The sequence below is a fragment of the Lentzea sp. NPDC054927 genome (genome assembly GCF_053610285.1).
On sequence record NZ_JBSGXZ010000018.1, the window covers coordinates 24,804 to 48,869 of the forward strand.

At 68.3% G+C, this 24,066-nt stretch carries 23 protein-coding genes; 8 read left to right on the forward strand and 15 right to left on the reverse strand.

Annotated elements, in window-relative coordinates; translation table 11 throughout:
• Nucleotides 1-72 precede the first annotated feature (72 nt).
• On the forward strand, nt 73-876 hold the full coding sequence (locus ACWGE0_RS23485; protein ID WP_452263041.1) for an SAM-dependent methyltransferase: 804 nt from the start codon (nt 73-75) through the stop codon (nt 874-876).
• A 54-nt stretch (nt 877-930) separates the two neighbouring features.
• Nucleotides 931-2,904: a diguanylate cyclase domain-containing protein gene (locus ACWGE0_RS23490; protein WP_452263042.1), complete on the forward strand. Its 1,974-nt coding sequence runs from the start codon at nt 931-933 to the stop codon at nt 2,902-2,904.
• Here ACWGE0_RS23490 and ACWGE0_RS23495 read toward each other — a convergent pair.
• From ACWGE0_RS23495 to ACWGE0_RS23525, 7 genes are all read right to left on the reverse strand, one after another.
• Nucleotides 2,870-4,228 (reverse strand): NAD(P)(+) transhydrogenase (Re/Si-specific) subunit beta, encoded by a 1,359-nt coding sequence (locus tag ACWGE0_RS23495; protein WP_452263043.1) that lies wholly within the window; start codon nt 4,226-4,228, stop codon nt 2,870-2,872. The two genes, ACWGE0_RS23490 and ACWGE0_RS23495, sit on opposite strands and share 35 nt — an antisense overlap.
• Nucleotides 4,225-4,491 (reverse strand): NAD(P) transhydrogenase subunit alpha, encoded by a 267-nt coding sequence (locus tag ACWGE0_RS23500; RefSeq protein WP_452263044.1) that lies wholly within the window; start codon nt 4,489-4,491, stop codon nt 4,225-4,227. Before ACWGE0_RS23500 ends, ACWGE0_RS23495 begins: the two co-directional genes overlap by 4 nt.
• On the reverse strand, nt 4,488-5,585 hold the full coding sequence (locus tag ACWGE0_RS23505) for a Re/Si-specific NAD(P)(+) transhydrogenase subunit alpha (protein WP_452263045.1): 1,098 nt from the start codon (nt 5,583-5,585) through the stop codon (nt 4,488-4,490). The genes ACWGE0_RS23500 and ACWGE0_RS23505 overlap by 4 nt, the downstream gene beginning before the upstream one ends.
• Nucleotides 5,586-5,624: 39 nt before the next feature.
• Nucleotides 5,625-6,689, reverse strand: a complete 1,065-nt coding sequence (locus ACWGE0_RS23510) for an APC family permease (RefSeq protein ID WP_452263160.1) — start codon at nt 6,687-6,689, stop codon at nt 5,625-5,627.
• A gap of 42 nt (nt 6,690-6,731) precedes the next feature.
• Entirely contained in the window at nt 6,732-7,907 is a 1,176-nt protein-coding gene (locus tag ACWGE0_RS23515) for a nitric oxide synthase oxygenase (protein ID WP_452263046.1), read from the reverse strand.
• A 187-nt stretch (nt 7,908-8,094) separates the two neighbouring features.
• Nucleotides 8,095-8,442, reverse strand: coding sequence for a hypothetical protein (locus tag ACWGE0_RS23520; protein ID WP_452263047.1), 348 nt, complete (start codon nt 8,440-8,442; stop codon nt 8,095-8,097).
• Between the two features lie 48 nt (nt 8,443-8,490).
• A complete protein-coding gene (locus tag ACWGE0_RS23525; RefSeq protein ID WP_452263048.1) occupies nt 8,491-9,537 on the reverse strand; it encodes an FAD-dependent monooxygenase in 1,047 nt (348 codons plus the stop codon).
• 59 nt (nt 9,538-9,596) lie between these two features.
• On the opposite strand from ACWGE0_RS23525, the gene ACWGE0_RS23530 reads away from it, so the two are divergent.
• From ACWGE0_RS23530 to ACWGE0_RS23545, 4 genes are all read left to right on the forward strand, one after another.
• Nucleotides 9,597-10,145: a TetR/AcrR family transcriptional regulator gene (locus tag ACWGE0_RS23530; protein ID WP_452263049.1), complete on the forward strand. Its 549-nt coding sequence runs from the start codon at nt 9,597-9,599 to the stop codon at nt 10,143-10,145.
• Between the two features lie 107 nt (nt 10,146-10,252).
• The gene (locus ACWGE0_RS23535; protein WP_452263050.1) at nt 10,253-11,848 is read left to right on the forward strand and encodes an ABC-F family ATP-binding cassette domain-containing protein; all 1,596 of its coding nucleotides are present in this window, start codon (nt 10,253-10,255) and stop codon (nt 11,846-11,848) included.
• Nucleotides 11,845-13,056 carry a cytochrome P450 gene (locus ACWGE0_RS23540; RefSeq protein WP_452263051.1) on the forward strand — a complete coding sequence of 404 codons (1,212 nt, stop codon included), beginning with the start codon at nt 11,845-11,847 and terminating at the stop codon, nt 13,054-13,056. Before ACWGE0_RS23535 ends, ACWGE0_RS23540 begins: the two co-directional genes overlap by 4 nt.
• On the forward strand, nt 13,053-13,244 hold the full coding sequence (locus ACWGE0_RS23545) for a ferredoxin (RefSeq protein WP_452263052.1): 192 nt from the start codon (nt 13,053-13,055) through the stop codon (nt 13,242-13,244). The genes ACWGE0_RS23540 and ACWGE0_RS23545 overlap by 4 nt, the downstream gene beginning before the upstream one ends.
• Nucleotides 13,245-13,251: 7 nt before the next feature.
• Here the strand turns inward: ACWGE0_RS23545 and ACWGE0_RS23550 are convergent, their stop codons facing one another.
• Nucleotides 13,252-13,821 carry a TNT domain-containing protein gene (locus tag ACWGE0_RS23550; RefSeq protein WP_452263053.1) on the reverse strand — a complete coding sequence of 190 codons (570 nt, stop codon included), beginning with the start codon at nt 13,819-13,821 and terminating at the stop codon, nt 13,252-13,254.
• Between the two features lie 107 nt (nt 13,822-13,928).
• On the opposite strand from ACWGE0_RS23550, the gene ACWGE0_RS23555 reads away from it, so the two are divergent.
• Entirely contained in the window at nt 13,929-14,729 is an 801-nt protein-coding gene (locus tag ACWGE0_RS23555; protein WP_452263054.1) for a phospholipid scramblase-related protein, read from the forward strand.
• An 18-nt stretch (nt 14,730-14,747) separates the two neighbouring features.
• Here ACWGE0_RS23555 and ACWGE0_RS23560 read toward each other — a convergent pair whose 3' ends face one another.
• Entirely contained in the window at nt 14,748-17,672 is a 2,925-nt protein-coding gene (locus ACWGE0_RS23560; protein WP_452263055.1) for a BTAD domain-containing putative transcriptional regulator, read from the reverse strand.
• 72 nt (nt 17,673-17,744) lie between these two features.
• Between ACWGE0_RS23560 and ACWGE0_RS23565 the strand changes: the two genes are divergently transcribed.
• The gene (locus ACWGE0_RS23565; protein WP_452263056.1) at nt 17,745-18,182 is read left to right on the forward strand and encodes a hypothetical protein; all 438 of its coding nucleotides are present in this window, start codon (nt 17,745-17,747) and stop codon (nt 18,180-18,182) included.
• A gap of 111 nt (nt 18,183-18,293) precedes the next feature.
• On the opposite strand, the gene ACWGE0_RS23570 is transcribed toward ACWGE0_RS23565, so the two are convergent.
• The 6 genes from ACWGE0_RS23570 to ACWGE0_RS23595 all read right to left on the reverse strand — a co-directional run bounded on the left by ACWGE0_RS23570 (nt 18,294) and on the right by ACWGE0_RS23595 (nt 24,057).
• Complete coding sequence (locus ACWGE0_RS23570) at nt 18,294-19,223, reverse strand: hypothetical protein (RefSeq protein ID WP_452263057.1); 930 nt, start codon at nt 19,221-19,223, stop codon at nt 18,294-18,296.
• Between the two features lie 309 nt (nt 19,224-19,532).
• Nucleotides 19,533-19,739 carry a ferredoxin gene (locus ACWGE0_RS23575; protein ID WP_452263058.1) on the reverse strand — a complete coding sequence of 69 codons (207 nt, stop codon included), beginning with the start codon at nt 19,737-19,739 and terminating at the stop codon, nt 19,533-19,535.
• Nucleotides 19,740-19,741: 2 nt separating this feature from the next.
• Nucleotides 19,742-20,935, reverse strand: coding sequence for a cytochrome P450 (locus tag ACWGE0_RS23580; RefSeq protein WP_452263059.1), 1,194 nt, complete (start codon nt 20,933-20,935; stop codon nt 19,742-19,744).
• Nucleotides 20,936-21,024: 89 nt separating this feature from the next.
• A complete protein-coding gene (locus tag ACWGE0_RS23585; protein ID WP_452263060.1) occupies nt 21,025-21,579 on the reverse strand; it encodes a TetR/AcrR family transcriptional regulator in 555 nt (184 codons plus the stop codon).
• Between the two features lie 77 nt (nt 21,580-21,656).
• Complete coding sequence (locus ACWGE0_RS23590; protein WP_452263061.1) at nt 21,657-23,555, reverse strand: bifunctional polysaccharide deacetylase/glycosyltransferase family 2 protein; 1,899 nt, start codon at nt 23,553-23,555, stop codon at nt 21,657-21,659.
• A gap of 82 nt (nt 23,556-23,637) precedes the next feature.
• Complete coding sequence (locus ACWGE0_RS23595) at nt 23,638-24,057, reverse strand: DUF6542 domain-containing protein (RefSeq protein ID WP_452263062.1); 420 nt, start codon at nt 24,055-24,057, stop codon at nt 23,638-23,640.
• Nucleotides 24,058-24,066 lie beyond the last annotated feature (9 nt).

Consider the following 24,066-nt stretch of genomic DNA (forward strand, 5'->3'; position numbering starts at 1 on the left):
GCAGGAGCTTGCACTAGTCCAAAAGGGCGCTCCCCCTGCCGCACTCGTGTGGCGCCTCAGTAGCCTGAGGTCATGTCCGAACGGGTGAGCTGGGTTCCGGATGGTCTCGACACCGGCAAGCCGAGCGCTGCCAGACTGTACGACTACCTGCTCGGCGGCGGGCACAACTTCGCGGCCGACCGGATGCTGGCGGAGAAGTTCCTGCAGGCCCAGCCGAACGCCCGCACGATCGCGCGGTTGAACAGGGCGTTCCTGCGCAGGTCCGTGCTCTTCATGATGGACAACGGGATCCGCCAGTTCCTCGACCTCGGCTCCGGCATCCCGACGGTCGGCAACGTGCACGAGATCGCGCAGAAGGCCGACCCCGAGACCCACGTCGTGTACGTGGACTTCGAGGAGGTCGCGGTCGCGCACAGCCAGCTCATCCTGGAGGACGACCCGCGCGCGACGATCATCCAGGAGGACATGACCCACCCCGCGGACGTGCTGAAAGCCGCCGATGAAAGCGGTCTCATCGACTTCACGCAGCCCGTCGGCGTGCTGACCGCGGGTGTCTTCCACTTCGTGTCACCGGAGGCCGATCCGCGTTCGGTCGTGGCCGCCTACCGCGATGCCGTGCCCGCGGGCAGCTACCTGGCGTTCTCGCAGTTCACCCAGGACCTGCAGCCCGAGGAGATGGCCGGCGTCGTCGAGGTCATGAAGAAGAGCCAGAACCCGATGTTCCCGCGTACCAGGGCGGAGATCGAGGGACTCTTCGACGGGTTCGAGCTCGTCGAGCCGGGAATCGTGCCGCTGCCGTTGTGGCGGCCGGAGGGCACGAACACCGACGATCCGGACAAGGCGGGCATCTACGCCGCTGTGGGCCGGAAGGTCTAGCTCAATTTGCTCATGTTGGCCCGGTCGCGGTAAGTCCGTACGCTCTGTCACAGCATGGAACTTCCGGACCTCGCCCGCCGCTGGATGCACGCGCTGACCGCGACCGCGTACATCCCGCTGTCCCACGCCGAAATCGAGCAGGCGCTGCTCGATTCACTGGCCGAGTTGGCGACGGAACCTGAATCGGTTGCCTATCGATTGGTGTCACTGCACGCAACCGGGCCGGACTCGTTGCGTGCCACGATCGACGTTCTTTCGCCCACGTTCGAACTACCTGTGCTCGCGAGGTTGAGCTCCGCGTACGCACAGGCCATGCGGATGGACGCGTTCGACCAGCAGGAGCAGATCAAGGTCGCGATCGTGCGGGCCAAGCAGCGGGTCGAGCGCACGCTGAAGGTCAGCCAGGCGCGGTTCCAGGAGGTCTTCGACTCCGCCGCGCTGGGCATCGCGATCACCGACTTCACCGGCAGGTGCGTGCAGGCGAACGACGCGCTCGCCGAGATCGTCGGGCTGGAGTCCGGGGCCGAGCTGAGCGACCACAACCTGAAAGACTTCTACCACCCGGAGGACGTCGCCGCTCTGGGCGCCTCGTACCGGAAGGTGCAGGAGGGCCGGCTCGAGAGGTTCCGCGACCAGCGCAAGCTGATCCGCGCGGACGGCGAGCCGGTGTGGGTACACCTCGCGGTGTCGTTGCTGCGTGACGCGGACGGCGAGCCGACGCACCACGTGACGATGGTCGAGGACATCAGCGAGCTGCACCTGTTGCAGCGCAGCCTGGACCACCAGCTGCTGCACGACTCGCTCACCGGGCTGTCGAACCGCCAGCACTTCACGAGCCAGGTGGAACGGCGGCTCGGCAGCGAGCCGATCACGTTGTACCACCTGGGTTTGGACGCGTTCTCGGTCGTCAACAACGGCCTGGGTCACGAGACCGGCGACAAGCTGCTCAAGATCGTCGCGGCCCGTCTCGGCAAGCTCGCCGGCGAGAAGAAGGCGATCGTCGCCCGGATCGGCGGCGACGAGTTCGCGCTCCTGACGACCTCGGACAACGTCACCGCGACCATCGACGACATCCAGGAAGCGCTCGGCGAACCGACCTTTGTGGACGATCACGGCATCGCGCTGTCGGCGAGCATCGGTGTGGTGGACCGGCCACCGGCGTTCACGACCGCGGGCGAACTCATGCGGTGCGCCAATGCCGCACTGCGCCAGGCGAAAGCACGCGGGAAGCGGCAGTGGGCGCTGCACGACCAGCACGACGACGCCCGCCGCCGCGGCAGATACGCGCTGGCCGCGTCGATGCCGGGTGCCTGGGAGCACGGCGAGATCGAGATCGTCTACGCGCCGGTGCACGACCTCGAGACCCAAGAGGTGCTCGGCGCCGTCGCCAGGCTGCACTGGGACGACCTGAGCCACAATGACACCATGGCGCTGGCCGACTCGACGGGCCTGTCGCTGCCCATCGGCAAGTGGCTGCTGCGCGAGGCGTGCGCCCAGGCCGCGCAATGGGTGGCCGAGTTCGGCGACCGGGCGCCGACGCTGCATCTGGCGTTGGGCGCGTTGCAGTCCCGCGACGAAGACCTGGTCGGGGACGTCAAACGAGCGCTGGACGAAACAGGCCTGCCGCCCGGCCGGCTGCGGATCGCGCTCGACATCTCGTCGGTGCTGGCCGGCGACGACAACGCGGTGGTGCTGCACGACAACGGCGTCGTGACGGCGCTGGACGGGTTCCACGGCGGGCACGACGAACTGACCGTGCTGACCGAGGTACCGGTTCGCGCGGTAATCACCCGCGCGCCCGCACCGCACCCGGATTCCCCGATGCGCCAGGCGATGCGCGACCTGATCGCGACCGTGCACGGCTTCGGCGTGCGGTTCGGCGTCGACGAGGTGCACACCCTCGAAGACGCGGACCAGTGGCGATCCCTCGGCGCGGACGGCGTGATCGGCCTGCTGCCGGCGCTGACCGCGGCCGAGGTGACGGAACTGCTGGCTACAGCTGCTTCACCGCCGACAGAAGCTTCGTGAGCGAGTCCTTCGCGTCACCGAACAGCAGCGTCGTCTTCGGGTTGTACAGCAACTCGTTGTCCACGCCGGCGAACCCCGGCCGCATCGACCGCTTCATGAACACCACGGACTTCGCGCGGTCGACGTCGAAGATCGGCATGCCGTAGATCGGGCTGGACGGCTCGTCCCGCGCGCCGGGGTTCACCACGTCGTTCGCCCCGACCACCACCGCGACGTCGACCGACGTGATCCCGGGGTTGACGTCGTCGAGCTCCTTGAGCTGCTCGTACGGCACGTCCGCCTCCGCCAGCAACACGTTCATGTGCCCCGGCATGCGCCCGGCGACGGGGTGAATCCCGTACGCCACCGAGACTCCGCGCTTCTCGAGCTGCGTCACGAGCTCGCGCACGGCGTGCTGAGCCTGCGCGACAGCCAACCCGTACCCAGGCACGACGACGACGTTGTTCGCGTACCCCAACAGGATCGCGACGTCCTCGACCGTGCCCGACTTGACCGTCCGCTGCTCTTCCCCGTGCGCGACAACGGGCGTGGCCTTGAACGCCCCGAACAGGATGTTCGCCAGCGAACGCCCCATCGCCTGCGCCATCAACCGGGTCAGGATCGTGCCGGACGCGCCGACGAGCGTGCCCGCGACGATCAGCAGGGTGTTCGCCAGCACGTAGCCGGACGCGGCGACCGCAAGGCCCGTGAACGCGTTCAGCAACGAGATCGCGATCGGCACGTCCGCACCACCGACCGGCAGCACGAACAACACGCCGAGCGAGAGTCCGACCGCCGCCAGCAACCACAGCAGGAACCCGTTCGGCACCGCCATCGTCAAGGCGCACAAGGCAACCGATGACACACCGGCGGCGATCGCGAGCTGCTGCCCGGCCGGCAGCAACACCGGCCGCGTCGTCATCAGCTCCTGCAGCTTCAGGAACGTGACCACCGAACCGGAGAAGCTGACCGAACCGATCAGCACCGTCAGCACGGTCGCGAGCCGGAACATCACCGTGGTGTCCGGCACCGCGAAGAACTCCGCCAACGCCACCAGTGCCGCCGCGGCGCCACCGACACCGTTGAACAGCGCCACCATCTGCGGGATCGCGGTCATCTTCACCGACCGCGCGGCAGGAATGCCCACCACCACACCGAGTGCGACGGCGATCAGGATCCACAGTCCGTTGTGGACGACGCCGTGCACGTACGCGGTGATGACGGCGACGAGCATGCCGAACGCGCCGATGAAGTTGCCGTAGCGCGCGTATTTGGGCGAGCTCAAGCCTTTCAGCGCCAGGATGAAGCACAGCGCGGCGACGAGGTACATCAGCTGGACGATCATTTTCTGAACATCTCCAGCATCCGGTCGGTCACCACGAAGCCGCCGACGACGTTGACCGTGGCCAGGAAGACCGCGAGCACCCCGAGAACCAGCTCCAGCGTGCTCTCGGCGGACCCCGTGATCAGGATCGCGCCGACGAGGATCACCCCGTGGATGGCGTTCGCACCGGACATCAGCGGCGTGTGCAGGATCGTGGACACCTTCGAGACCACCTCGAAGCCCACGAACACGGCCAGCACGAAGATCGTCAGCAGGTCGATCACGGCAACTCCTTGCGGATCTGACCGTCGTGGGTCACGCAGCAGCCGTTGAGCACCTCGTCGTCGAGATTCGGTCGCACCGAGCCGTCCGCGATCATCAGCTTGAGCAGGTTGAGGACATTGCGCGAGTACAACCGGCTCGCGTGCACCGGCATCGACGACGGCAGGTTCAGCGCGCCGTGCACCAGCACCTCGCCGACCCAGGTTTCCTGGCCGGCAACGGATCCCGCGTAGTTGCCGCCGGACTCCGCGGCCAGGTCGACCACGACGCTGCCGGGCGTCATCGCCTTGAGCATGTCGGTCGTGACGAGCACCGGGGCCTTGCGGCCGGGGATCGCGGCCGTGGTGATCACGACGTCGGACTGGGCGACGTGCTCGCCGATGAGTTCTCGCTGGCGTTCCAGGAACTCCTCGGACTGCACGGACGCGTAGACGCCGGACTGCGTTTCCAGGTCGAGTTCGAGGAACTTCGCGCCGAGGCTGCGGACCTCCTCGCCCGCGGCCTTGCGCACGTCGTACGCCTCGACGACGGCGCCGAGACGGCGTGCGGTGGCGATCGCCTGGAGTCCGGCGACGCCCGCGCCCAGCACGAGCACCTTGGCCGGGGGCACGGTGCCCGCGGCCGTGGTGAACATGGGCAGGAAGCGCGGTAGTCGTTCGGCGGCGACCAGGACGGCCCGGTAGCCGGCCACGAGGGCCTGCGACGACAGGGCGTCCGCGCTCTGGGCACGTGTCACGCGTGGCAGCAGGTCGAAGCTGAACGACGTGACGCCGCGATCGCGGTAGACCTCGAGCAGCTCACGGTCGTTCGCGGGCTGCAGGAAGCTGATGGTGATGGCGCCGGGTTTGAGCAACCCGGCCTGGTCGACGGTCAACGGCTGCACGGACACGACGACATCGGATTCCGACGTCGGGTCCTCTGGCGTCACGGTCGCTCCGGCCGCGCGGTATGCCGCGTCGAGGGCGTGGGCGTGCCGGCCGGCGCCTTCCTGGACGTGCACGGTCAGTCCGGCATCGACCAACGACGACACCGTCTCAGGTACACAGGCGACGCGACGCTCGGCGGGCCGCGACTCTGCGGGTGCTCCCACTTTCACCGTACGCACGTTACGCGATCAAAGGTGACCTGGGCCACATCACAGTTGCCAGAGAACCGCACCGGCGAGTGTCAGGCACCCCACCAGCCCAATCGCGGGTACGAGACGCTTACCGAGCGTCCACGCGCTGGCGTTGGCGATCGCGTAGTAGAGCAGCACGCAGAACGAGCTGAACACGATCGCGCGGGTCACGTCGACGGTGAGCACCAGCCCGATCGCGACCACGCCGGTCGCGATCTCGGCGACGCGCAGGTCGGCCAGCAGGCCCGGCAGCCTGCGGTCGCGGGCCATCGCCAGCGCGGTCCGGCTCACCCCCAGTTGCAGCGAGAGCAACGACCCGAGCGCGGCCAGCACGGCGGCGACCCGGATGACCGGCGCGAGGCTAGGCGACACGTCCGCGAGTGTCTTCACGGCCAGATCGCTGCCCAACGCGTTCAACGCGGTCACGGCCACGATCGCGTACACGACCAACGTGATCGCCAACGAGATGACGACGGCACGCGGGATCGTTCGCTGCGGTTCTTTGACCTCTTCGCCGAGAGTGGCGATGCGCGCGTAGCCGGCGAACGCGAAGAAGAGGAGCGCAGCAGCAGGAAGGATGCCCACGGCCTTGAACTCGGCGGGCTGAGCCGCCGTGTGAGACGTCACCGCGGTGGCAGCCAGGACGAGCACGACCGCGATCACGATGATCCTGGTGGCCAGCGCTGACTTCTGGACGCCGGTCAGGTTGAGCACGGTCAACGCCACGATCGCCGCCACCGCAACGAGTTTGGGCGCACCCACGTAGGTGCCGACCGTCAGCGCCATGGCCGCGCACGACGCCGTCTTGCCCAGCACGAACGCCCAGCCGGCCAGGTCGCCCCAGATCCGGCCGAGCCGTTCGCGCCCGTAGACGTAGGTGCCGCCGGACTGCGGGTACCTCGCCGCCAGCCAGGCGCTCGACAACGCGTTGCAGCACGCGATCACGCCCGCGATGACGAGGCTGACGAGCAGCGCGGACCCGGCCGCCGCCGCGGCCGGGGCGAACACCGCGAACACACCCGCGCCGATCATCGAACCGAGCCCGACGAACACGGCATCGGTCAGGTTCAGGCTCCGTGTCAGCTGCACCCGGTCAGTGTGCCGCCAGATCGGTGGAACGCCAGATCAGTGCGACACAGGGCACTTCCCGGGAGCAGCGGCGGGGAAGAAGTTCGGCAACAGTTCTTCGGTCTCGTAGTAGCGGTGGTAAACCGGCGTGAGCCCGCCCGACACGGGTGGCACGATCCACGACCAGTCAGCGGGGCACGACCGGCCGGCCTGTTCCTCCTTCTCCAGGTGCGTCAGGAACCGCTGCGATTCGGTGTGGTGATCGGTGATCGTGACGCCGGCCTCCGCGAACGAGTGCAGGACGGCGCGGTTGAGCTCGATCAGAGCTCGGTCACGCCACAACGTCGCCTCCGACGACATGTCCAGGCCCATTCGCTTGCCGAGGTACGGCAGCAGGTCGTAGCGGTCGTGGTCGGCGAGGTTGCGCGCGCCGATCTCGGTGCCCATGTACCAGCCGTTGAACGGCGCCGACGGGTAGTCGATGCCGCCGATGCGCAATCGCATGTTGCTGATGGCCGGTACGGCGTGCCACTTCACGCCGAGCGTGCCCAGCCACTCGAACTCCGGGTGGGACAGCGGGACCTCGAGCACCGCGTCGGCCGGGATCTCGACGAGTGCGGGTTCGTGGCCCTTGCAGGACACCATGAGCGGCAGCACGTCGAACGGGCTGCGGCTGGCCGGCGGTTGCCAGCCGCGCTTCAACGCGAGCTCGGTCAGCGCCAGGTTCCGCGCGTCCCCGAGCACGCCGCCGTCCGAGCCGCGGTAGGCGGCGTAGCGGACGATCTGCTCGTTGACGATCTGCGGCGCGGCCATGCCGGGCTCGGCCGGGGCGAAGATCGTGATGACGGGCCGGATCTTGCCCTTGTTGGTGGCCACCCGGAGGTGTTCGACGCACTCCGCGGCCACGTCGGCGGGTGTGGACGTCTCGCGCAGGTCGCGCACTTTCAAGCTGCGCCAGTACAGGCGGCCGATGCAGCGGGAGCTGTTGCGCCAGGCCACGCGGGCACCGAAGGTCAGCTCGGCGGTCGTGTGGCGGTAGGTGCCGGTGGCCGCGATCTCCGCGTGCACCTCGGCGAGCCTGGCCTCGACGGGACCGAGTTCCGGGTGTTCCGCGTGGTGTTGCCGGACGAAGTCCTCTGCCTCGGGGATGTCGATCTCGCCGAGCTTCTCCAACTGCGCCGGGGGAAGCGCCGTGAGGGAACGGGGCATCACATCAGTCGGGACGGGGGTCATGGCGAGGCACCGTAGTTGCGCTTTCGTGTGCGGAAAACCGCCTCTAGCGTTACGCCATCTGGATCACTGGACCGCGCCCGACACGCTCAGCAAATACTTGATACCGCAACCGGGTGACAATGGGCGCGACAAAGGGTGGTTTTGGACTGTTATCCGGCCGAGACCAAACATTGACCAGTGATCTAGTTCACCGCTGGATTCGACCCGTTCGAGTGAACTTCGCTCCGCGGAGTTTGGTGGTCGCGACGCGCGCCAGCCGAGTCCACCGCACACCGAATCCGATCACGAGCCCGGCGAGCACGATTCCGCCGCCGCGAAAGAACAGGATGTCCAGCCACGACTGGGAAACCACCACGGAGTGGTCTGCCGCGAGCACCTCGATCTCGACCCTCCGGCCGGACGGCACCGACTCCACCGGCATGTCGGCGGTGTGCTCCACACCGTCCACTGTGTACCGCCCGGAGCACGTCTTGGTGCGGCCGCTGTAACCGCACGAAGTCACCTCGGCGGTGACCGGGACCGCTTGTGCCGGCACCGCCCGTCACCGCGGCGAACTTCATCGTGCGGATGGACGCGAAGAACGTCATCGTGGCATCGCGGGCACCTCCCACGAGGAGAAACGGGTCATCCCGCGCACCGCCACCGACCCTGGCAGCGCCCGGAACGCGAGGTTCCGCAGTGCCAGCCCGATCGGCGACCGCACCTCGATCCCGAACCGCCCTGCCATCCGCGAGCCCTTCCACACCGCCTGCGTACGAGGCCGGCGCAACGCGTCGTACCGCGTGAGGTCACCATCGACCGAAGCCAGCGTCACCGCGTCCTCCAACGCCATGCACGCCCCCTGCCCCAGGTACGGCGTCATCGCGTGCGCCGCGTCGCCGAGCAGCGCCACCCGCCCGGACACGAACGTGGGCAGCAACGGCAGCTGGTAGATGTCGTGGCGGATCACGTCAGGAGTCGACTTCAGCAACGACGGCAGCGGCTCGTGCCAGTCCGCGAACAACTCCACCGGGTCCAACGACGCCGACGCGGGCGCCACCAAGGCCACGTACCAGCAGACCCTGCCGTCCCCCAGCGGCAGGATCCCCGCCTCGCCGCCGGGACCGAGTGTCTGCGAGATGGGCAGCTCGTAGGGACCCGGCGCCACCCCTCGCCACGCCGTGGCCCCCGCGTACACCGGTCCCGGCGCGTCGGGCAGCAGCTCCCCGCGCAGGCGGCTGTTGATGCCGTCCGCCGCCACCACGAGGTCTGCGTCCAGCTCCTCAACGCCGGTCACCTCGACGTTGTTGAAAAGGATCTCCGGCGGCAGCGCGCGCAGCAGAACGCCGTGCAGATCGGCCCGGTGCATCGCGATGACCTTCTCCTGGCCGACGTCCGGCAGGTGCACCAGCCAGCGCCCGTCGGACGACCGCACACCGCCCGACACGCGCGGAGTGCCCAGCCGCCGAACCTCGTCCGCGAGCCCCATCCACTCCAGCGCCCGCAGCGCGTTCGGCATCACGCCCACACCGGCGCCGATCTCGCCGAAAGCCGCGGCACGCTCGAGAACCTGGACCTCCCAGCCGACGCGCCGCAACGACACCGCTGCCGCCAGTCCGCCGATGCCACCGCCCACCACGATCGCCTTCATCCCGCCTCCTCTACAGATGTAGAGGACTCTACACCTGTAGACTACAGCTGTAGAAGGAGATGGGGAGCACCGTGCGCAAGGACCTGATCACCGACGCCGCGATCGAGCTCGTGGCCGAACTCGGCATGCGCGGCCTCACCCACCGCGCGGTCGACCGGAAGGCCGGTCTGCCGGAGGGCTCGACCAGCGCCTACTTCCGCACGCGCAAGGCGTTGATCGAGGGGCTCGTGGAGCGGCTGGCCGTCCAGGAGCAGCAGGAGATCGATCTCGACACGGCCGACGTCGCCGGCAGCATCGCGAGGACGGTCGACAGCTGGCTGGTCGAGCGGAACCGGACGCTCGCCAGATACGCGGCGATGCTCGAGGCCACGCACCACCCCGAGCTGAAGTCGATCCTCGCGCACTCCCCGCGCGAACGGGCGACCGCGCTGGCACGGGCGTTGGGCCACGAGAACCCCGAACGCTCCGGCGCGCACATCACCGCGTTCATCGAGGGTCTGCTCTTCGACCGGCTCGTCGGCGGCGGCAGCACGACCGGGCCGACGCCCGGCACCGAGGAGAGCCGCGCAGACCTGAAGAAGGCGGTCGAAAAAGCGTTGCGACCGTAAGTACCGTGGGTTTCATGGGATTCGGGTACGGGGTCTTCTACCTCTGATTCAGGACGTGTGCCACCACGCACCACGTCCTGATTTCGCGTACCCAAAAGAGGATCCGCATGCGCACGCATGTTCATTTGACGACCCAAGATCTCACCAAGGGCTATGAGGCCGGCCCCGTCGTCGACGGCATCTCGCTGAAAGTCTCCGCAGGCCAGCGTCTCGGCGTCATCGGCGAGAACGGCCGCGGCAAGACCACGCTGCTCCGGTTGCTCGCCGACGACCTGGTTCCCGATCAGGGAACTGTCACGCGGCACGGTTCGTTGAGCCTCGTGCAACAGGAAATGCCGTTCCACGAAAGCGAAACGGTGGGGGACCTGCTGAGCGAGGCGCTGCGCGAAAGCCGTCATGCACTGTCCGAACTGGACAGTGCGGCGGAGCCGTTCGACGAGCAGCGGTACGAGAAAGCGCTGGCCCACGCCGAGGACATCGAGGCGTGGGACGCCGAACGCCGTGCCGACATCGCGCTCAAGGCCCTCGACGCCGACCACGCCAGGGACACGATGCTGGCGCACCTCAGTGTGGGACAACGCTATCGGGTCAGGCTCGCCTGCCTGCTCGCCGAACGCGCGGACGTCCTGCTGCTCGACGAGCCGACCAACCACCTGGACGCCGGCGCACTCACCTTCCTGACCGAACGCCTCCAGCAACACCACGGCGTCGTGGTGCTCGTGAGCCACGACCGCACGTTGCTGGACGACGTCTGCACGCAGCTGCTGGACCTCGACCCGTCCCCGGACGGCGAGGTGCACCTGCACGGCGGCGGCTACCGGGCGTTCAAGGACGCCAAGCGGGCCGAACGCCAGCGCTGGGAACAGCGGTTCGCCCAGGAGGAAGCCGAGCACGACGAGCTGACCGACAAGGTCGAGCGCGCCCAGTCACGTCTCAAGGACGCCTGGCGCCCGCCCAAGGGGGCGTTCAAGCACAAACGCAGCACCCGCGCGGCGAACAAGATGCGCAACGTCGCCCGAAGGCTCGAAGAGCTGGACGACCAGCGCCTCGACGCTCCCCCGCCACCGTTGCGCTTCACCCCGCCCGAACTGGAGGCCAGCGGCGACCTGCTGCACGCCACCCCGCTCGAAGTACCCGGAAGGCTGAACCTCACCGAGCCGATCTCGCTCAGCGCCGGCGAGAAGCTGCTGATCACCGGCCCGAACGGCGCCGGCAAGTCGACGCTGCTGACCGTGCTGGCGGGCCGTCTGAAACCGGCGACGGGCACGGTGCACCACGTCGGCCGGGTCGCCCTGCTCGCCCAGGAGTCGTGTTTCGAAAACGAGGACGCCACCGCGGCCGAGCTGTGTTCGCGGGTGGAGGAAATCGGCCTGCTCACCGGAAAAGACCTCGCGCGCCCGGTCGGCCGTCTGTCCACTGGACAGCGCAGGCGGCTGGAGCTGGCGATCCTGCTGAGCACCGGCCCGCACGTCCTGCTGCTCGACGAACCGACCAACCACCTGTCGATCGCACTGGTCGACGAACTGACGGAAGCGCTCCACCAGACCAGGGCCGCCGTGGCCGTCGCGACCCACGACCGGCAGATGCGGACAGATTTCGGCCGGTGGCGGTCCGTCACCCTCAATTCACCTTCACGAAGTCATGAAACTTCTGTAGCTTCGGAAGTAGGTCCTCTGCTGAGCACTGGGAGGTGTGCGAGATGACCGAATTGATCTCCGAGGAACTGCCCACCACGCGCCAGAACCCGTTCGACCCGCCCGCCGAGGTCACCCAGATCCGCGAGCAGGCCCGCATCAGCAGGCTGAAGTTCGCGGACGGCCACCTCGGCTGGCTCGTCACCGGTCACCACCAGGTGCGCGAGATCCTGGGGAGCCCCAAGTTCACCAACAACCCCGAGAAGCACCACCTGCTCGACAAGCGGTTCCAGGGCGAGGTGCCCGAGGAGGGCCGCAAGGTCGAGCCGGGCATGTTCCTCAGCCAGGACCCACCGGACCACACCCGGCTGCGCAAGATGCTGCAGGGTCAGTTCACGGTCCGGCGGATGAACCAGCTGTCCGAGTGGATCGGCACCATCGTCGACGACCAGCTCAAGCACCTGCGGACGTTCGACGGCAAGGCGGACCTCGTGAAGGAGTTCGCGCTGCCGGTGCCGTCACTGGTGATCTGCGCGCTGCTCGGCGTCGACTACGACGAGCGGCACCGCTTCCAGGACGACACCGCGAAGATGCTGAGCCTGGAGACGACGTTCAAGGAGGCCATGGCGGCCTTCGCGCGCATCCAGGACTTCATGCGCGAGCTGATCGCCCGCAAGAAGGCGAACCCCGGCGGCGACGACATGATCAGCGACCTGCTGGCCACCGGGGAGCCGACCGACGAGGAAGCGTCGAACATGGCGATGCTGCTCCTGCTCGCCGGGCACGAGACCACGGCGAACATGCTGGGCATCGGCACGTTCACGCTCCTGCAGCACCCTGACCAGCTCAAGATCCTCAAGGACGAGCCCGAGGTCGTCGACAACGCCGTCGAGGAGCTCATGCGGTATCTGTCGATCATCCACTTCGGACCGGTCCGCACCGCGACCGACGACGTGGAGATCGACGGCCACCTGATCAGGGCGGGCGACACCGTGCTCATGCACGTGCCGGCGGCGAACCGCGACCCGGACAAGTTCCCCGGCAACCCCGAGGAACTCGACCTGCGCCGCCCCGCGTCGGGACACGTCGCGTTCGGGCACGGCATCCACCAGTGCCTGGGTCAGCAGCTCGCCCGGATCGAGATGCGCATCGGGTTCTCCAAGCTGTTCCAGGAGTTCCCCGACCTCAGGCTGGACGTCGAGCCCGAGGAGGTGCCGCTGCGCACGGACATGGGGATCTACGGGGTCCACTCGTTGCCAGTAGCGTGGTCGGCATGAGGATTTCCGTCGATCAGTCGAAGTGTTGCGGTTCGGGAATGTGCGTTCTGACCGACCCGGATCTCTTCGACCAGAACGAAGAGGACGGCACGGTCGTGCTGCTGGAGGAGCACCCCGACGCCGCGCACGAGGCCACCGCGAAGGAAGCCGCTGGCCTGTGCCCGGCGGGCGCGATCACGATCAACTAGGCAACGATCAGTTGATCCGCACGAGGTAGCCGTTGGAGAGCAGCCAGGCGACATTCAGTGCCCCGTCGCCTGGCACCAGCGCCCTGTCCAGCTTCTGCTGCAGGCCACCGCCGGGCTGCTCGAACCACGGCGCGATCGGCCCTTCCCAGACCGCGAACGCCTTCGTCACCTTGTAGACGTGGTAGTTGCACCGGTACGCGGGATCGAACGTGTAAAGACTCTGCGGCGGGATCGCACGCGTGGAGTAGTGCGCCCCCTTGTACGCCAGGAACCCGCCGAACTCGCTGCCGAACCGGTCGAGCCGCGTGTTGGCGTTGAGCGTCCTCTGGTACTTGATCGGCTCGCCGTCGGGCTTGAGCCAGAACCCGTCCTGCGGCGGGTAGTTCCAGCCGGTTCCGTTCCAGTACCTGGCCAGGAACGCCTCCTGGGTCAGCCCGCCGAACCGCTTGTACCCGGCCACGAGCGGCCCGACGGGCTGCTGCCACGGCCGGGGCAACGTCTCGGGACCGAGCCTCGTGTCGCCCTGATAGGCGCCCGCGCACACTTCTGTTGCGGCGGTGGCGATTCCGGCATTCACGCCGAACAAGACAAGAGTCGCGGTGAAGAGCGCCGCTATGAATCGTTTGCCTGCGAACATACTCGCATCTTCGCGTGTGGCAGAGGTTTGCGCACTACTCTCACCGCATGAACACCGCGCCCGGCTGGTACCCGGACAACGCCGACCCGCGCTTCGTGCGGTGGTGGGACGGCACCCAGTGGACCTCCCACACGCAGCCACGCCAGCAGCAGACCGACGCCCACCACGCCGAACTGCAGGTGGGCGGCACCGGCCAGGACCGCGTGGCGCGGCAGGTCCAGCGCGCGGGCGTCCAGCAGCCCGTGCAGGGTGGCGGCGGCACGTTGTTCACCGAGCCCGTCCTGGTCGTGAACCAGAAGGCGAAGCTCATCGAGATGTCGAACTCCTACGTCGTCTACGACCAGCACGCCCGCCACATCGGCACCGTCGAGCAGGTCGGTCAGTCCGGCGCGGCCAAGGCGTTGCGCGCGTTCACGAAGATGGACTCGATGCTGGACGTCCGGCTGGAGATCCGGGACGTGCAGGGCAATCCGCTGCTCCGCATCACCCGCCCGGCGACCATGTGGAAGTCGAAGGTGATCGTCGAGCGCGGCGACGGCATGCCGATCGGCGAGATCGTCCAGGAGAACGTGTTCGGCAAGGTCCGCTTCGCCTACGTCTGCAACGGCATGAAGGTGGGCGGCATCTACGCGGAGAACTGGCGCGCGTGGAACTTCTCGTTGCAGGACCACACCGAGACCGAGGTCGCCCGGATCACCAAGACCTGGCAGGGCATGGCGAAGGCGATGTTCTCGACCGCGGACAACTACGTCGTGCAGTTCCACCGCCAGGTGCCGGACCCGTTGCTGAGCATGATCGTGGCGTCCGGGGTCACCGTCGACACGGTCCTGAGCCAGAACCAGGGCTGAATCAGAACCAGGGCCGGGTCAGGACGTCGCCAGGCGGAGTTCGTCCACCTCCGCCTGGAAACCGGCCGCGGTCAGCGTCTCCTCCGCCTGCCGCCAGTGCTCCCGCGCCTCCTCCGACCGGCCGACGCGCTCCAGGGCGTTGCCCAGCACGCGCAACGACCGCCCGAACTCCGGCGGCGAGTCCATCTCCCGCGCCTGCTCCAGAGCGAGCGACGCCAGCTCCAAGGCCTCGTCCGGCGAGTCCGCGAGCCCGGACCTCAAGCGCCACACCCAGATCCGGCCCTGCCGGTCGTCGTGCTCCTCGAAGAACTTCCAGGCCTGCCGCAACTGTTCCTCGGCAAGGGGCACCTGCCCCGACCGGATCAGCGTGTCCGCCAGGAACAGCCGGATGTTCGCCGCCATGTCCGGGTCTCCGAGCTTCTGCGCCGCGGCCAGCGACGACCGCAGGAACGAGGCCGACATCCGCAGCTCACCCGTGAACTGGTGCAACCGCCCCAGTTCCAGCGTCGCCATCAGTTCGCTCTGCTCGTCCCCGAGCTGCCCGGCCACCCGCCGAGCCCGCTCCAGGTACTCCTGCGCGGCGACGAGCCCGCCGGCACGCCGTTCGATCGCGCCCAGCGAACACAGCACCTCGATCTCGCCGTGCGGGTTCCCGGACGCCTCGAACCGGGCCATGGCCTCACGATGCGCCTCACGGGCTTCGGCGGACCGGCCGCTCCACTCGTGCATCCACCCCATGCCGTACCAGCCGTACGCCTCGCCCCAGACATCGCCGGCCGCGGCGAATCCTTCCTGCGCGGCACGGAAGTTCTCCGACGCGGCGGCGTAGTCGTGCCGCCGCGCACAAAGAATTCCCCGCTGCTGGAACAGGATCGGCTTCCGCTCGGAGGGCGCGCACGCCAGCCCCAGCGCGTTGATGTGCTCCCAGTCGTCGAACCGGGCCCGCAGATCGCAGAACGCCGTGGACCGGATCACCAGCTCGGCGGCCAGCGTTCCCAGCCCGAGCGCGGCGGCCTGGGTGATCACCGCGTGGATGTTCAGCCACTCCGCGTCGAACCACTCCGCCGCGTCCCCGAGGTCGAACCGTTCCAGTGCGAGGGGTTCCAGCCGAATCGACTGATGGGGCAGCTCCACGTCCGCCTTCGTGGCGAGGTCGAGCCACTGCTCGAACAACGCCTTCAGCGCGACCGCGGGCTCCTCGGTGGCAGCCTCACGTCCGAAGGCCCGCAGCAGGTCGTGCAGCCGATACCGCACCTGCCCCAACGCATCCCGGCCGGCGTAGTCGACCAGACGGGCGTCGACCAGAGCCTCGACGTGGTCCTCGGCATCGTCCAGATCCATCCCCAGCAACGGAGACGCGACCCAGGCCGGGAAATCAGGCGTGTCGACCAGCGACAGCAACCGGAACGCCGTCCGATGCGACTCGCCCAGCCCGTCGTAGGACAGGGCGAGCGAAGCACGCACGTCGAGATCGCCCAGCGACAGCTCGTCGAAGCGGCGGCGTTCGTCGGACAACCGGCCGGCGAGCTTCGCGAGCTGCCAGTGCGGACGCGCGACCAACCGCGCCGCCGCCACCCGCAGCGCCAGCGGCAGCTGTCCGCAATAGGTCACGATGTCCTGTGCCGCACCGGGTTCCGCGGCGCAGCGGGCCTCACCCACCGCCGTCCGCAGCAACGCCAGCGCATCCGCCGACGGCAGGACGTCCAGAGGCACCACGTGAGCAGCCTCGAGACCCGCCAGCGCCGCCCGTGAGGTGACGAGAGCCGCACCCGAGGTGGTCCCCGGCAGCAGCGGCCTGACCTGGGCCTCGTTCACCGCGTTGTCCAGCACGACCAGGATCCGGCGGTCCGACAGCAGGTCGCGGTACAGGTCGACCCGATCCTCCACGGAGGACGGAATCGCACCGCCGGAAACGCCGAGGCCGCGCAACAACCGGTCCAGCGCGGCAGCGGGTTCGACGGGCTTCTGCTCGCCGCCGCGCAGGTTCAGGTACAGCTGCCCGTCGGGGAACCCGTCGCGCACGAGGTGTGCGCAGTGCACGGCCAGCGAAGTCTTGCCCACACCACCGGGCCCGGTGATCGTCCACGTCCCGCCGGCGCGCAACCCGGCCGTGAGCCGCACGACCTCGTCGGCACGGCCGGAGAAGTCACCGACTGCCGGTGGCAGCCAGGAGGGTCCGGACTGGACGGTCACGGGAGCGGCGGAGCCCGCCAGGACCTCCATGTGCAGCGCGCGGAGTTCGGCGTTCGGGTCGATGCCGAGTTCGTCGGCGAGCACGTCACTGGCCCGGCGGAACACGTCCAGGGCCTGCGCCTGCTGGCCGGTGCGGTGCAGGGCGAGCATCAGCTGGTACCAGAAGCGTTCGCGCAACGGGTGTTCCGCGACCAGGGACCGCAGTTCGTCGACGATCTGGTCGTGCCGGCCCAGTTGCAGGTCGGCGTCGTTGCGGCGCTCCAGCACCTCCCAGCGCTGCTCGTTCAGGCGCTGCACGTCGGTCTGTTCCATCCGCAGCGACGAGATCTGGTCCAGGGCCGGCCCGCGCCACAAGGCCGCGGCCTCGCCCAGCAGCCGTGCCTCGGTCTCGAGGTCCGGCGCGCGCCGGGCCTCGGCCCGCAACCGCTGGAACGTCAGCAGGTCGAGCTGGTCGTCCTCGAGGTGGATCGAGTAGCCGGTCGGCCACGTGCGGACGAGCTTGCGGTCCGCGAGGTCGTCCAGCGACTGTCTCAACCGCATGACGTACGTCTGCAGGGTCGCGCGCGCCGCACCAGACGGCTCCTCGCCCCAGAGGTGCTCCATCAGCTCGTACGACGAGACCGGCGCGTTCGCTTTCATCAGCAACGCGGCAAGCAGGACACGCTGCTTGGCCGAGCGGAGCTCCACCACCCGACCCGAGTCGATGACCTGCAACGATCCGAGAACCCTGAACTCCCACCGCCGTTGCATGGGCAGATCCTAACCAGCCGGTAACCCGAGGTGTCAGCGAAATGTCAGCGGGTCACGTGATGCTTCTCGCCCATGAAGAGGACAACCTTCATCGCCTCCGCCGCGTTGCTCTTAGGAGTCGTGTGGTCCGGCCAGGCGCAGGCCGAGAGCGCTCCCGGATGCGCACGGGTGACGCAGATCGGCAAGACCGGCTACATCGGTGACCACGGGCAGAAGTGGGCGTCCGTCAAGCAGTTCAAGGGTTGCGACAAGAACTGGGCCTACATCTACACGTGGGACAGCGTGCACGGCGGTGGCGCGCCCTACACGCCGGAGATGATCATCATCGAGAAGTGGGGCAGCGTCGACTCACGTGAGCCGTACGGCCACGCGGGCCAGAAGTCGGGCCGCTACCGGCAGCAGGAGCTGTGGTCGAGCGGCACCGACACGTTGAACACCTGCACCTCCGCCTACGCCGAGTGGAACTCCGGCGCGATGACCTACCGGGCGCGCACCGACATCCGCTGCTGACGCCCCACCAGACGCCGAGCGGCGCTGAGGCCCCCCAGCTGGGCGCCGCTCGGGTTCATGGTGTCGCCGGGGTTCGAAGCCCAAACCTCTCCTCGGGCCCCGGCGGCGCCTTCAAGCGGCTCCCTGCGACGCGGACATGAACTCCCCGAGCCGCGACGACAGCTCGTCCGCGGCCTCGTTGCCCCGCAACCGTTCCGCCTCCTGCTTCAGCGGCCGCATCCGGTCACGGGTGCGGGCCGAACGGATCGAGCCGGACACCGCGATCGCCTGTTCCCCGATGTCCCGCCCCTGTTCGGCGTCGTTCTGCACCAGGTAGTTCACCGCCAGCGCGGCGAGCCGGAACGACTGGCTGCGCGACGTTTCCCCTCCCCCGGAGGAAATCGCCCTGGTCAGCAACGAGATCGCGGTCCGCGCGTACTTCACGTCGCAAGTACGCGCGAGTTCCGTGTGGACCATGCCGCCGATCGACACCAGGTCGGCGAGGTCGAAGAAACGTGCCCACGGCGGTGCGTCCTCGGCCTCAGCGCGTTCGAACTCCTCCTCCGCGCGGGCGAACTGGCGCAACGCCTGCCGTTCGGCGCCCATCTTCGCGAACGCCCACGCCTCGTTGGCGTGCAGGATCGACACGGCCAACGTGGACCCGCTGGCCTGCGCGATGGGCAATCCACGTTGGAACGATGCCAACGCGTCCTCGGCCAGTTCGTAGTGCAGGTGCACGCGGCCCATCCGATAGTGGATGTTGGCTTCCAACGCGCTGTTGCCCGACGCACGCGCGAGGTCCATCGCACGGCCGAAGTGCACGTGTGCGGACTCCAGCAGGCCCATGTCGAACGACGCCCAGCCGGCCAGGTTGTGCAGGTCCGCGATAGCAACCTGGAGCCGCTCCAGCACCTGTCCGGTCGAGCCGGTGCCCAGCAGCGGGTTCGCCCAGTTGAGCAGCGCGACACAGGCGTCCCGGCAGGAGCCGCCGCCGTATTCGTAATCCAGTGCCCGCAGTGCGCTGGTCAGAGTTTCCACGTGCCGCACGTCGGTTTTGTCCACGCGAGCTGGAAAAGCTTCGCTGCCGAACATAGCTGGCCCTCCTGACGTGCGCCACGCACCCGTTTTCACAGGTACCCGTTACACACCGCCGGTACTCACCGCGCCGCCGTCACCATCCCGCTGTTGGACCTGGTCGGGAAGGGTCTTTGGACTCTCCCGGGACACGTAGGCGCGCCCACCACGACGCTGTGGTGGTCGCGCTTACGATTCTGGACGAACGGCGTGACCGGAAAGGGGCCAACGAGGTGTCAGCGGAGAGGAACTGAATCAATTTCCAGTGATGACACCTCACCGGAACGGCCGATCAAGTCACTCTTCCAGGCTCACCACCTGAGCAGGGCACCTGTCCACCGCGTCACGAACGCCCGGCAGCAGGTCAGCGGGTGGTTCGGTGATCACGACGAGGCCCAGCCCGTCGTCGTCGGACTGGTCGAACACGTCCGGTGCGGCGAGCACGCACTGCCCCGATCCGATGCACCTGGTCTGGTCTATCCGGACGGTCGCACTCCTCGGCATCTTCACCACTCCACCGGAATCGCGGCAGCGCCGTAGGTGATCATGTCCTCGCGGAAGTCCATCTCGGCCACGGGGATCGCCGGCCGCACGTCCGGGAACCGGGTGAACAGCGTCCGGAGCAGGATCTGCAGCTCCGCCCTGGCCAGGTTCGCGCCGAGGCACTGATGCGGGCCGAACCCGAAGCCGAGGTGCGACACCGCCTTGCGCTCCAGGTCGAGCTCACCCGCCTGCGGGCACAGCGTGTCGTCCAGGTTGGCGTGCAACGACACGGTCACCCAGTCACCCGCCCGGATGGTCACGCCGTCGACCTCGACGTCCTCGACCGCCCTGCGCGCCAGCCCGGCACCGCCGAGCCTGCCGATCGTGTACCGCAGCATCTCCTCGACGATCACGTCCGCGCGGCTCGGGTCGCGCTTCAGCACCGCCAGCTGATCCGGGTGCTCGAACAGCGTGAGCGTGAACAGGCCGAAGAAGTTCGACGTCGTCTCGTGGCCCGCCGCAAGCAGGCCGATGGCGAGCATCAGCAGCTCGTCCATGTCGAAGTCGGTGTCGTTGACCATCAGGCCGATCATGTCGTCGGTGGCACCCGACGCCTTCTTCTCGACCACGACCTTGGCGAGCACCTCGCCCAGTTCGGCGGCCTTCGCCTCGTACTCGGCCTTCGAACCGTTCTTGCCGAACATCTCCCTGGCGGTGGCCTGGAACAGCTCCTGGTGCTCCGCCGGCACGCCCAGCAGCTCGGCGATCACCAGCGACGGCACCGGCAGGCACAGCGACGACACCAGGTCGGCCGGCGCGCCCTTGCGTTCCATCGCGTCGAGGTGCTCGTCGACGATCTCCTGGATGCGCGGGCGCATCTCGTTGAGTCGCTTGACCATGAACGCACGCGACAGCGGGCGGCGCAGGCGCAGGTGCTCGTCGCCGTCCATCACGTTCATGTTGCCCGGCTGCGGCACCCCGAGAATCTGCTCACCCTCGGTGCGCATCTCGGGCCCGCCCTCCTTGTTCGCGCTGAAGCGCTGGTCCGAGAGCACCTGCCGGACGCCGTCGTAGCTGCTGACGACCCAGGCCTCGACCCCGTTGGGCCAGATCATCTTCACCGGGCCGTTGCTGATGGCCTCCTCGAAGCCCGCGGGCGCGCCCAGCGGATGCGTGCGGTTGTCGTGCGGGACTGGGCAGACGGCAGCTTCAGTCACGGGAACTCCCCCTCAACAGAACAGAACTGTTCTTTTGAAACCATGACCGAACGTAGCGAAGAAACTACGATCTGACGAGTTATTTGGGGTTAAAGGTCACCGATCAGCGGTCTCAGCATGCCGTCGACGATGCCGTCCACCACGCCCTGTTCCTCGGAACGCAGGACGAAAGTCGAGATCAGCGCGGTGATGAGGATGCCGGCGTCGAGCCGCTCCGGCAGCTCACCGCGGATCTTCGCCCGGTCGACGGCGACCTGGAGCTGCTCGGTGTAGGCACGGTCGACGTACTCCTCGCGCAGACAGGCGAGATCCGCGTCCTGACGGCTTCCCTCCAGCAGCCCGAGGAAGATCCCCGCGATGTCGAACGGCATCGGCTCGCCCCACGAGCGCAGGATCTGCCGGACGTCCTCGGCGAACGTGCCCTCGTCCGGCTGCGGCAGGTCCGGCAGGTTCGCCTTCAGCGCGTCCATGATCAGCCGCACCTTGGACGGCCAGCGCTGGTAGAGGCTCGCCTTGCTCGCCCGCGCCCTGGATGCGACGAGGTCCATGTTGAACCGGGCGTAACCGACCTCGGCCAGCACGTCGAGCACGGCGGAGAAGACCTCCTGCTGACGAGCAGGCGTGTCCAAGGGCGTGCGACCCACCCAGGATCCTCTGTCTTTGGCCGCTGCTCCGCAGACGGCGGCGAGTTCACCTTCAAGTCGAACTCGCGTTGTGGCCACTAATTGACGTGCACCGTACCGCCGGGCGCGTCCGCGAGCCGACCCGTGCGCCGCACCGACATCCACCGCAACTGCGTGCCGTGCGCGGCGGTGACCAACGACTGGATGACCACGGAGTAGATCAGCTGCCTGTATACGATCTGCTGTAGGGGGTATGCCCACAACGGCTTGAGCGACTCGCCGTCGAGCCTCAGCGCGTAGCCCGCGCTCGCCGTCTGGATCAGCAGGAACGCCGTCCACACGAACAACGCCAGCGGCGCGTCTGCCGCCAGAAAACCGTATACAACATACAGATCCATCGCCGGGGCGAGCATCGGCAGCAGCAGGTGGAAGGCCAGCAGGTAGATGAGCCCGAACCGGCCCATCGGCCCCTTCTCCGCCAGCGCGCCGCGATGTTTCCACATCGCCTGGAAAGTGCCGTACGACCAGCGGTAACGTTGCTGGAACAGGCCGTGGACGGTGACCGGCGCCTCGGTCCACGCCTTCGCCTGTGGACGGTATGCGACCCGCCAGCCCGCTCGGGTGACCGCCATCGTGAGGTCGGTGTCCTCGGCGAGCGTGTCGTCGCTGACGCCGCCGACGTCGGTGAGCGCGGCCTTGCGGAACGCCCCGATCGCACCCGGCACCGTCGGGATGCAGCGCAGCGCGTGCAGGATCTGCCGGTCCAGATTGGACCCGGCGCAGTACTCCAGGTGCTGCCAGCGGCCCAGCAGGCCCTGCCGGTTGCCGACCTTGGCGTTGCCGGCGACCGCGCCGACGCCGGTGTCCGCGAACGGCTGCACGAGCTGGCCGATCGTGTCCGGCTCGAAGATCGTGTCACCGTCGAGCAACACCAGCACGTCGTGCTTCGCCTGCCGCACGCCCGCGTTCAGAGCGGCGGGCTTGCCCTGGTTGTCCTGGCGGATCACGGTGACGCCGGGCAGGTCCAGTTCCTCGGCGCGGTCCGCGGTGCCGTCCGTCGAGCCGTCGTCCACCACGATCACCTCGACGTCGGCGAGGTGGTTGTTCGCGGCGATCGACCTCACCGTGGCCGCGATGTTCAACGCCTCGTTGTACGCCGGAATGACCACCGTGACCGGCGGTGCGATCCACGGCGGCGGCTCGTCGGCGTTCTCGCTCTCGCGCCGCAGCCGGCGGTCGGTGTGCGCGAGGCCGAGCTGCATGAGCGTGCGCAGGATGCCGAGCAGGGCCGCGATCCCGATCGCCGTGCCGAGCAGCACGAGCACGACGCCGCCGTTGCGCTGCGACCACGTGGTGACCGAGGCGGCGAACCGTTGCGGGCCGGTGGTGCTGACCGTGCCGCCGCCGGGAACCGGGACGAACCGGTAACCGGGCGCCTTGGCCAGCTGGCGGGCGATGTCACCGCCGATGCTGCCGTCGTCGTGCAGCCGGACGACGCCTTCTCCCTCCTGCAACGACATCTTCACCAGCGTGCCGATGTCCTGGTGCTCGCGGTCGCCGCTGTCGATCTCGACCGGCGCGCCGACCAGCCGGGCGTGGACACCGAGCACGTCGGCGAGCGCGGCCTGCGCGAACGCCAGGTTCAGCGGGTCCGTCCAGTCGCCGGCGGCCCGGAAGCCGTCGATGCCGATCTGGTGTCCCTCGTCCACGATGCGTCGCACGACGTCGGGGTTGCGGGTGACCTGGACGCCGATGACGAAGAAGGTGCCCTTGACCCCGGCCTCCCGCAGCCGGTCCAGCGTGCGCGGTGTCCACTTCGGATCAGGACCGCCGTGGAACGCCAGCGCGAGCGTGCGTTCCGGCAGCTCCCGAACCTCGCGGGCGTGCTGCACGGGCTCAGGTCTGATCGCGGTGTGGGCGTGGAACGAGACCACGCACATCAGCACCAGCAGCCCGAGCCCGATGGAGATCCAGTGCAGCCGCGGGGCGCGCGTCACCACGCTCCCAGCAGCGCGCCACCGACCACGGCGGCGAACGCGATGAGTCCACTTGCGACAGTCAGACTGACCAGTCTCGCGACTACCCGTCTACCGCCGTTGCCGTCGACGAAGACCTGCATTTCCTCTTCCCCCCAGAAATGACGCGGACAGCCGCGACCACCAGGGCCGCGCCCACCGCACCCGCCATCCACGGAAACCCGTTCACGAACCACGGGACCGCGTCCGCGGCGAACTCCTTGCTGCTCCCCCACCAGGCCTGGCGCCGGGCCTGCCGGTCCCAGGCCGCGTTGCCCACCGCGACCACGACGAAGACGAGAGGTGGCGCCGGTGCCACCGTCCACAACCCCACCCGGCGCACGAGCGCCGAAGCGATCACCGAGCCCGCCACCAACCAGACGCCGAAGGCCCAGCCGAGGTTGTCCCCGTCGACCCAGACGCCTGTCTGCGCGAAGACCGCCAGCATCGCAACTGCTGCCAGAGTGGGCAGCTGAACCCCCATGACCACCTA

Coding starts and splice junctions, on each gene's coding strand:
- ACWGE0_RS23485 (WP_452263041.1), top strand. CDS start 73: ATGTCCGAACGGGTGAGCTGGGTTCCGGATGGTCTCGACACCGGCAAG.
- ACWGE0_RS23490 (WP_452263042.1), top strand. CDS start 931: ATGGAACTTCCGGACCTCGCCCGCCGCTGGATGCACGCGCTGACCGCG.
- ACWGE0_RS23495 (WP_452263043.1), bottom strand. CDS start 4,228: ATGATCGTCCAGCTGATGTACCTCGTCGCCGCGCTGTGCTTCATCCTG.
- ACWGE0_RS23515 (WP_452263046.1), bottom strand. CDS start 7,907: ATGACCCCCGTCCCGACTGATGTGATGCCCCGTTCCCTCACGGCGCTT.
- ACWGE0_RS23525 (WP_452263048.1), bottom strand. CDS start 9,537: ATGAAGGCGATCGTGGTGGGCGGTGGCATCGGCGGACTGGCGGCAGCG.
- ACWGE0_RS23530 (WP_452263049.1), top strand. CDS start 9,597: ATGGGGAGCACCGTGCGCAAGGACCTGATCACCGACGCCGCGATCGAG.
- ACWGE0_RS23535 (WP_452263050.1), top strand. CDS start 10,253: ATGCGCACGCATGTTCATTTGACGACCCAAGATCTCACCAAGGGCTAT.
- ACWGE0_RS23540 (WP_452263051.1), top strand. CDS start 11,845: ATGACCGAATTGATCTCCGAGGAACTGCCCACCACGCGCCAGAACCCG.
- ACWGE0_RS23545 (WP_452263052.1), top strand. CDS start 13,053: ATGAGGATTTCCGTCGATCAGTCGAAGTGTTGCGGTTCGGGAATGTGC.
- ACWGE0_RS23555 (WP_452263054.1), top strand. CDS start 13,929: ATGAACACCGCGCCCGGCTGGTACCCGGACAACGCCGACCCGCGCTTC.
- ACWGE0_RS23560 (WP_452263055.1), bottom strand. CDS start 17,672: ATGCAACGGCGGTGGGAGTTCAGGGTTCTCGGATCGTTGCAGGTCATC.
- ACWGE0_RS23565 (WP_452263056.1), top strand. CDS start 17,745: ATGAAGAGGACAACCTTCATCGCCTCCGCCGCGTTGCTCTTAGGAGTC.
- ACWGE0_RS23575 (WP_452263058.1), bottom strand. CDS start 19,739: ATGCCGAGGAGTGCGACCGTCCGGATAGACCAGACCAGGTGCATCGGA.
- ACWGE0_RS23595 (WP_452263062.1), bottom strand. CDS start 24,057: ATGGGGGTTCAGCTGCCCACTCTGGCAGCAGTTGCGATGCTGGCGGTC.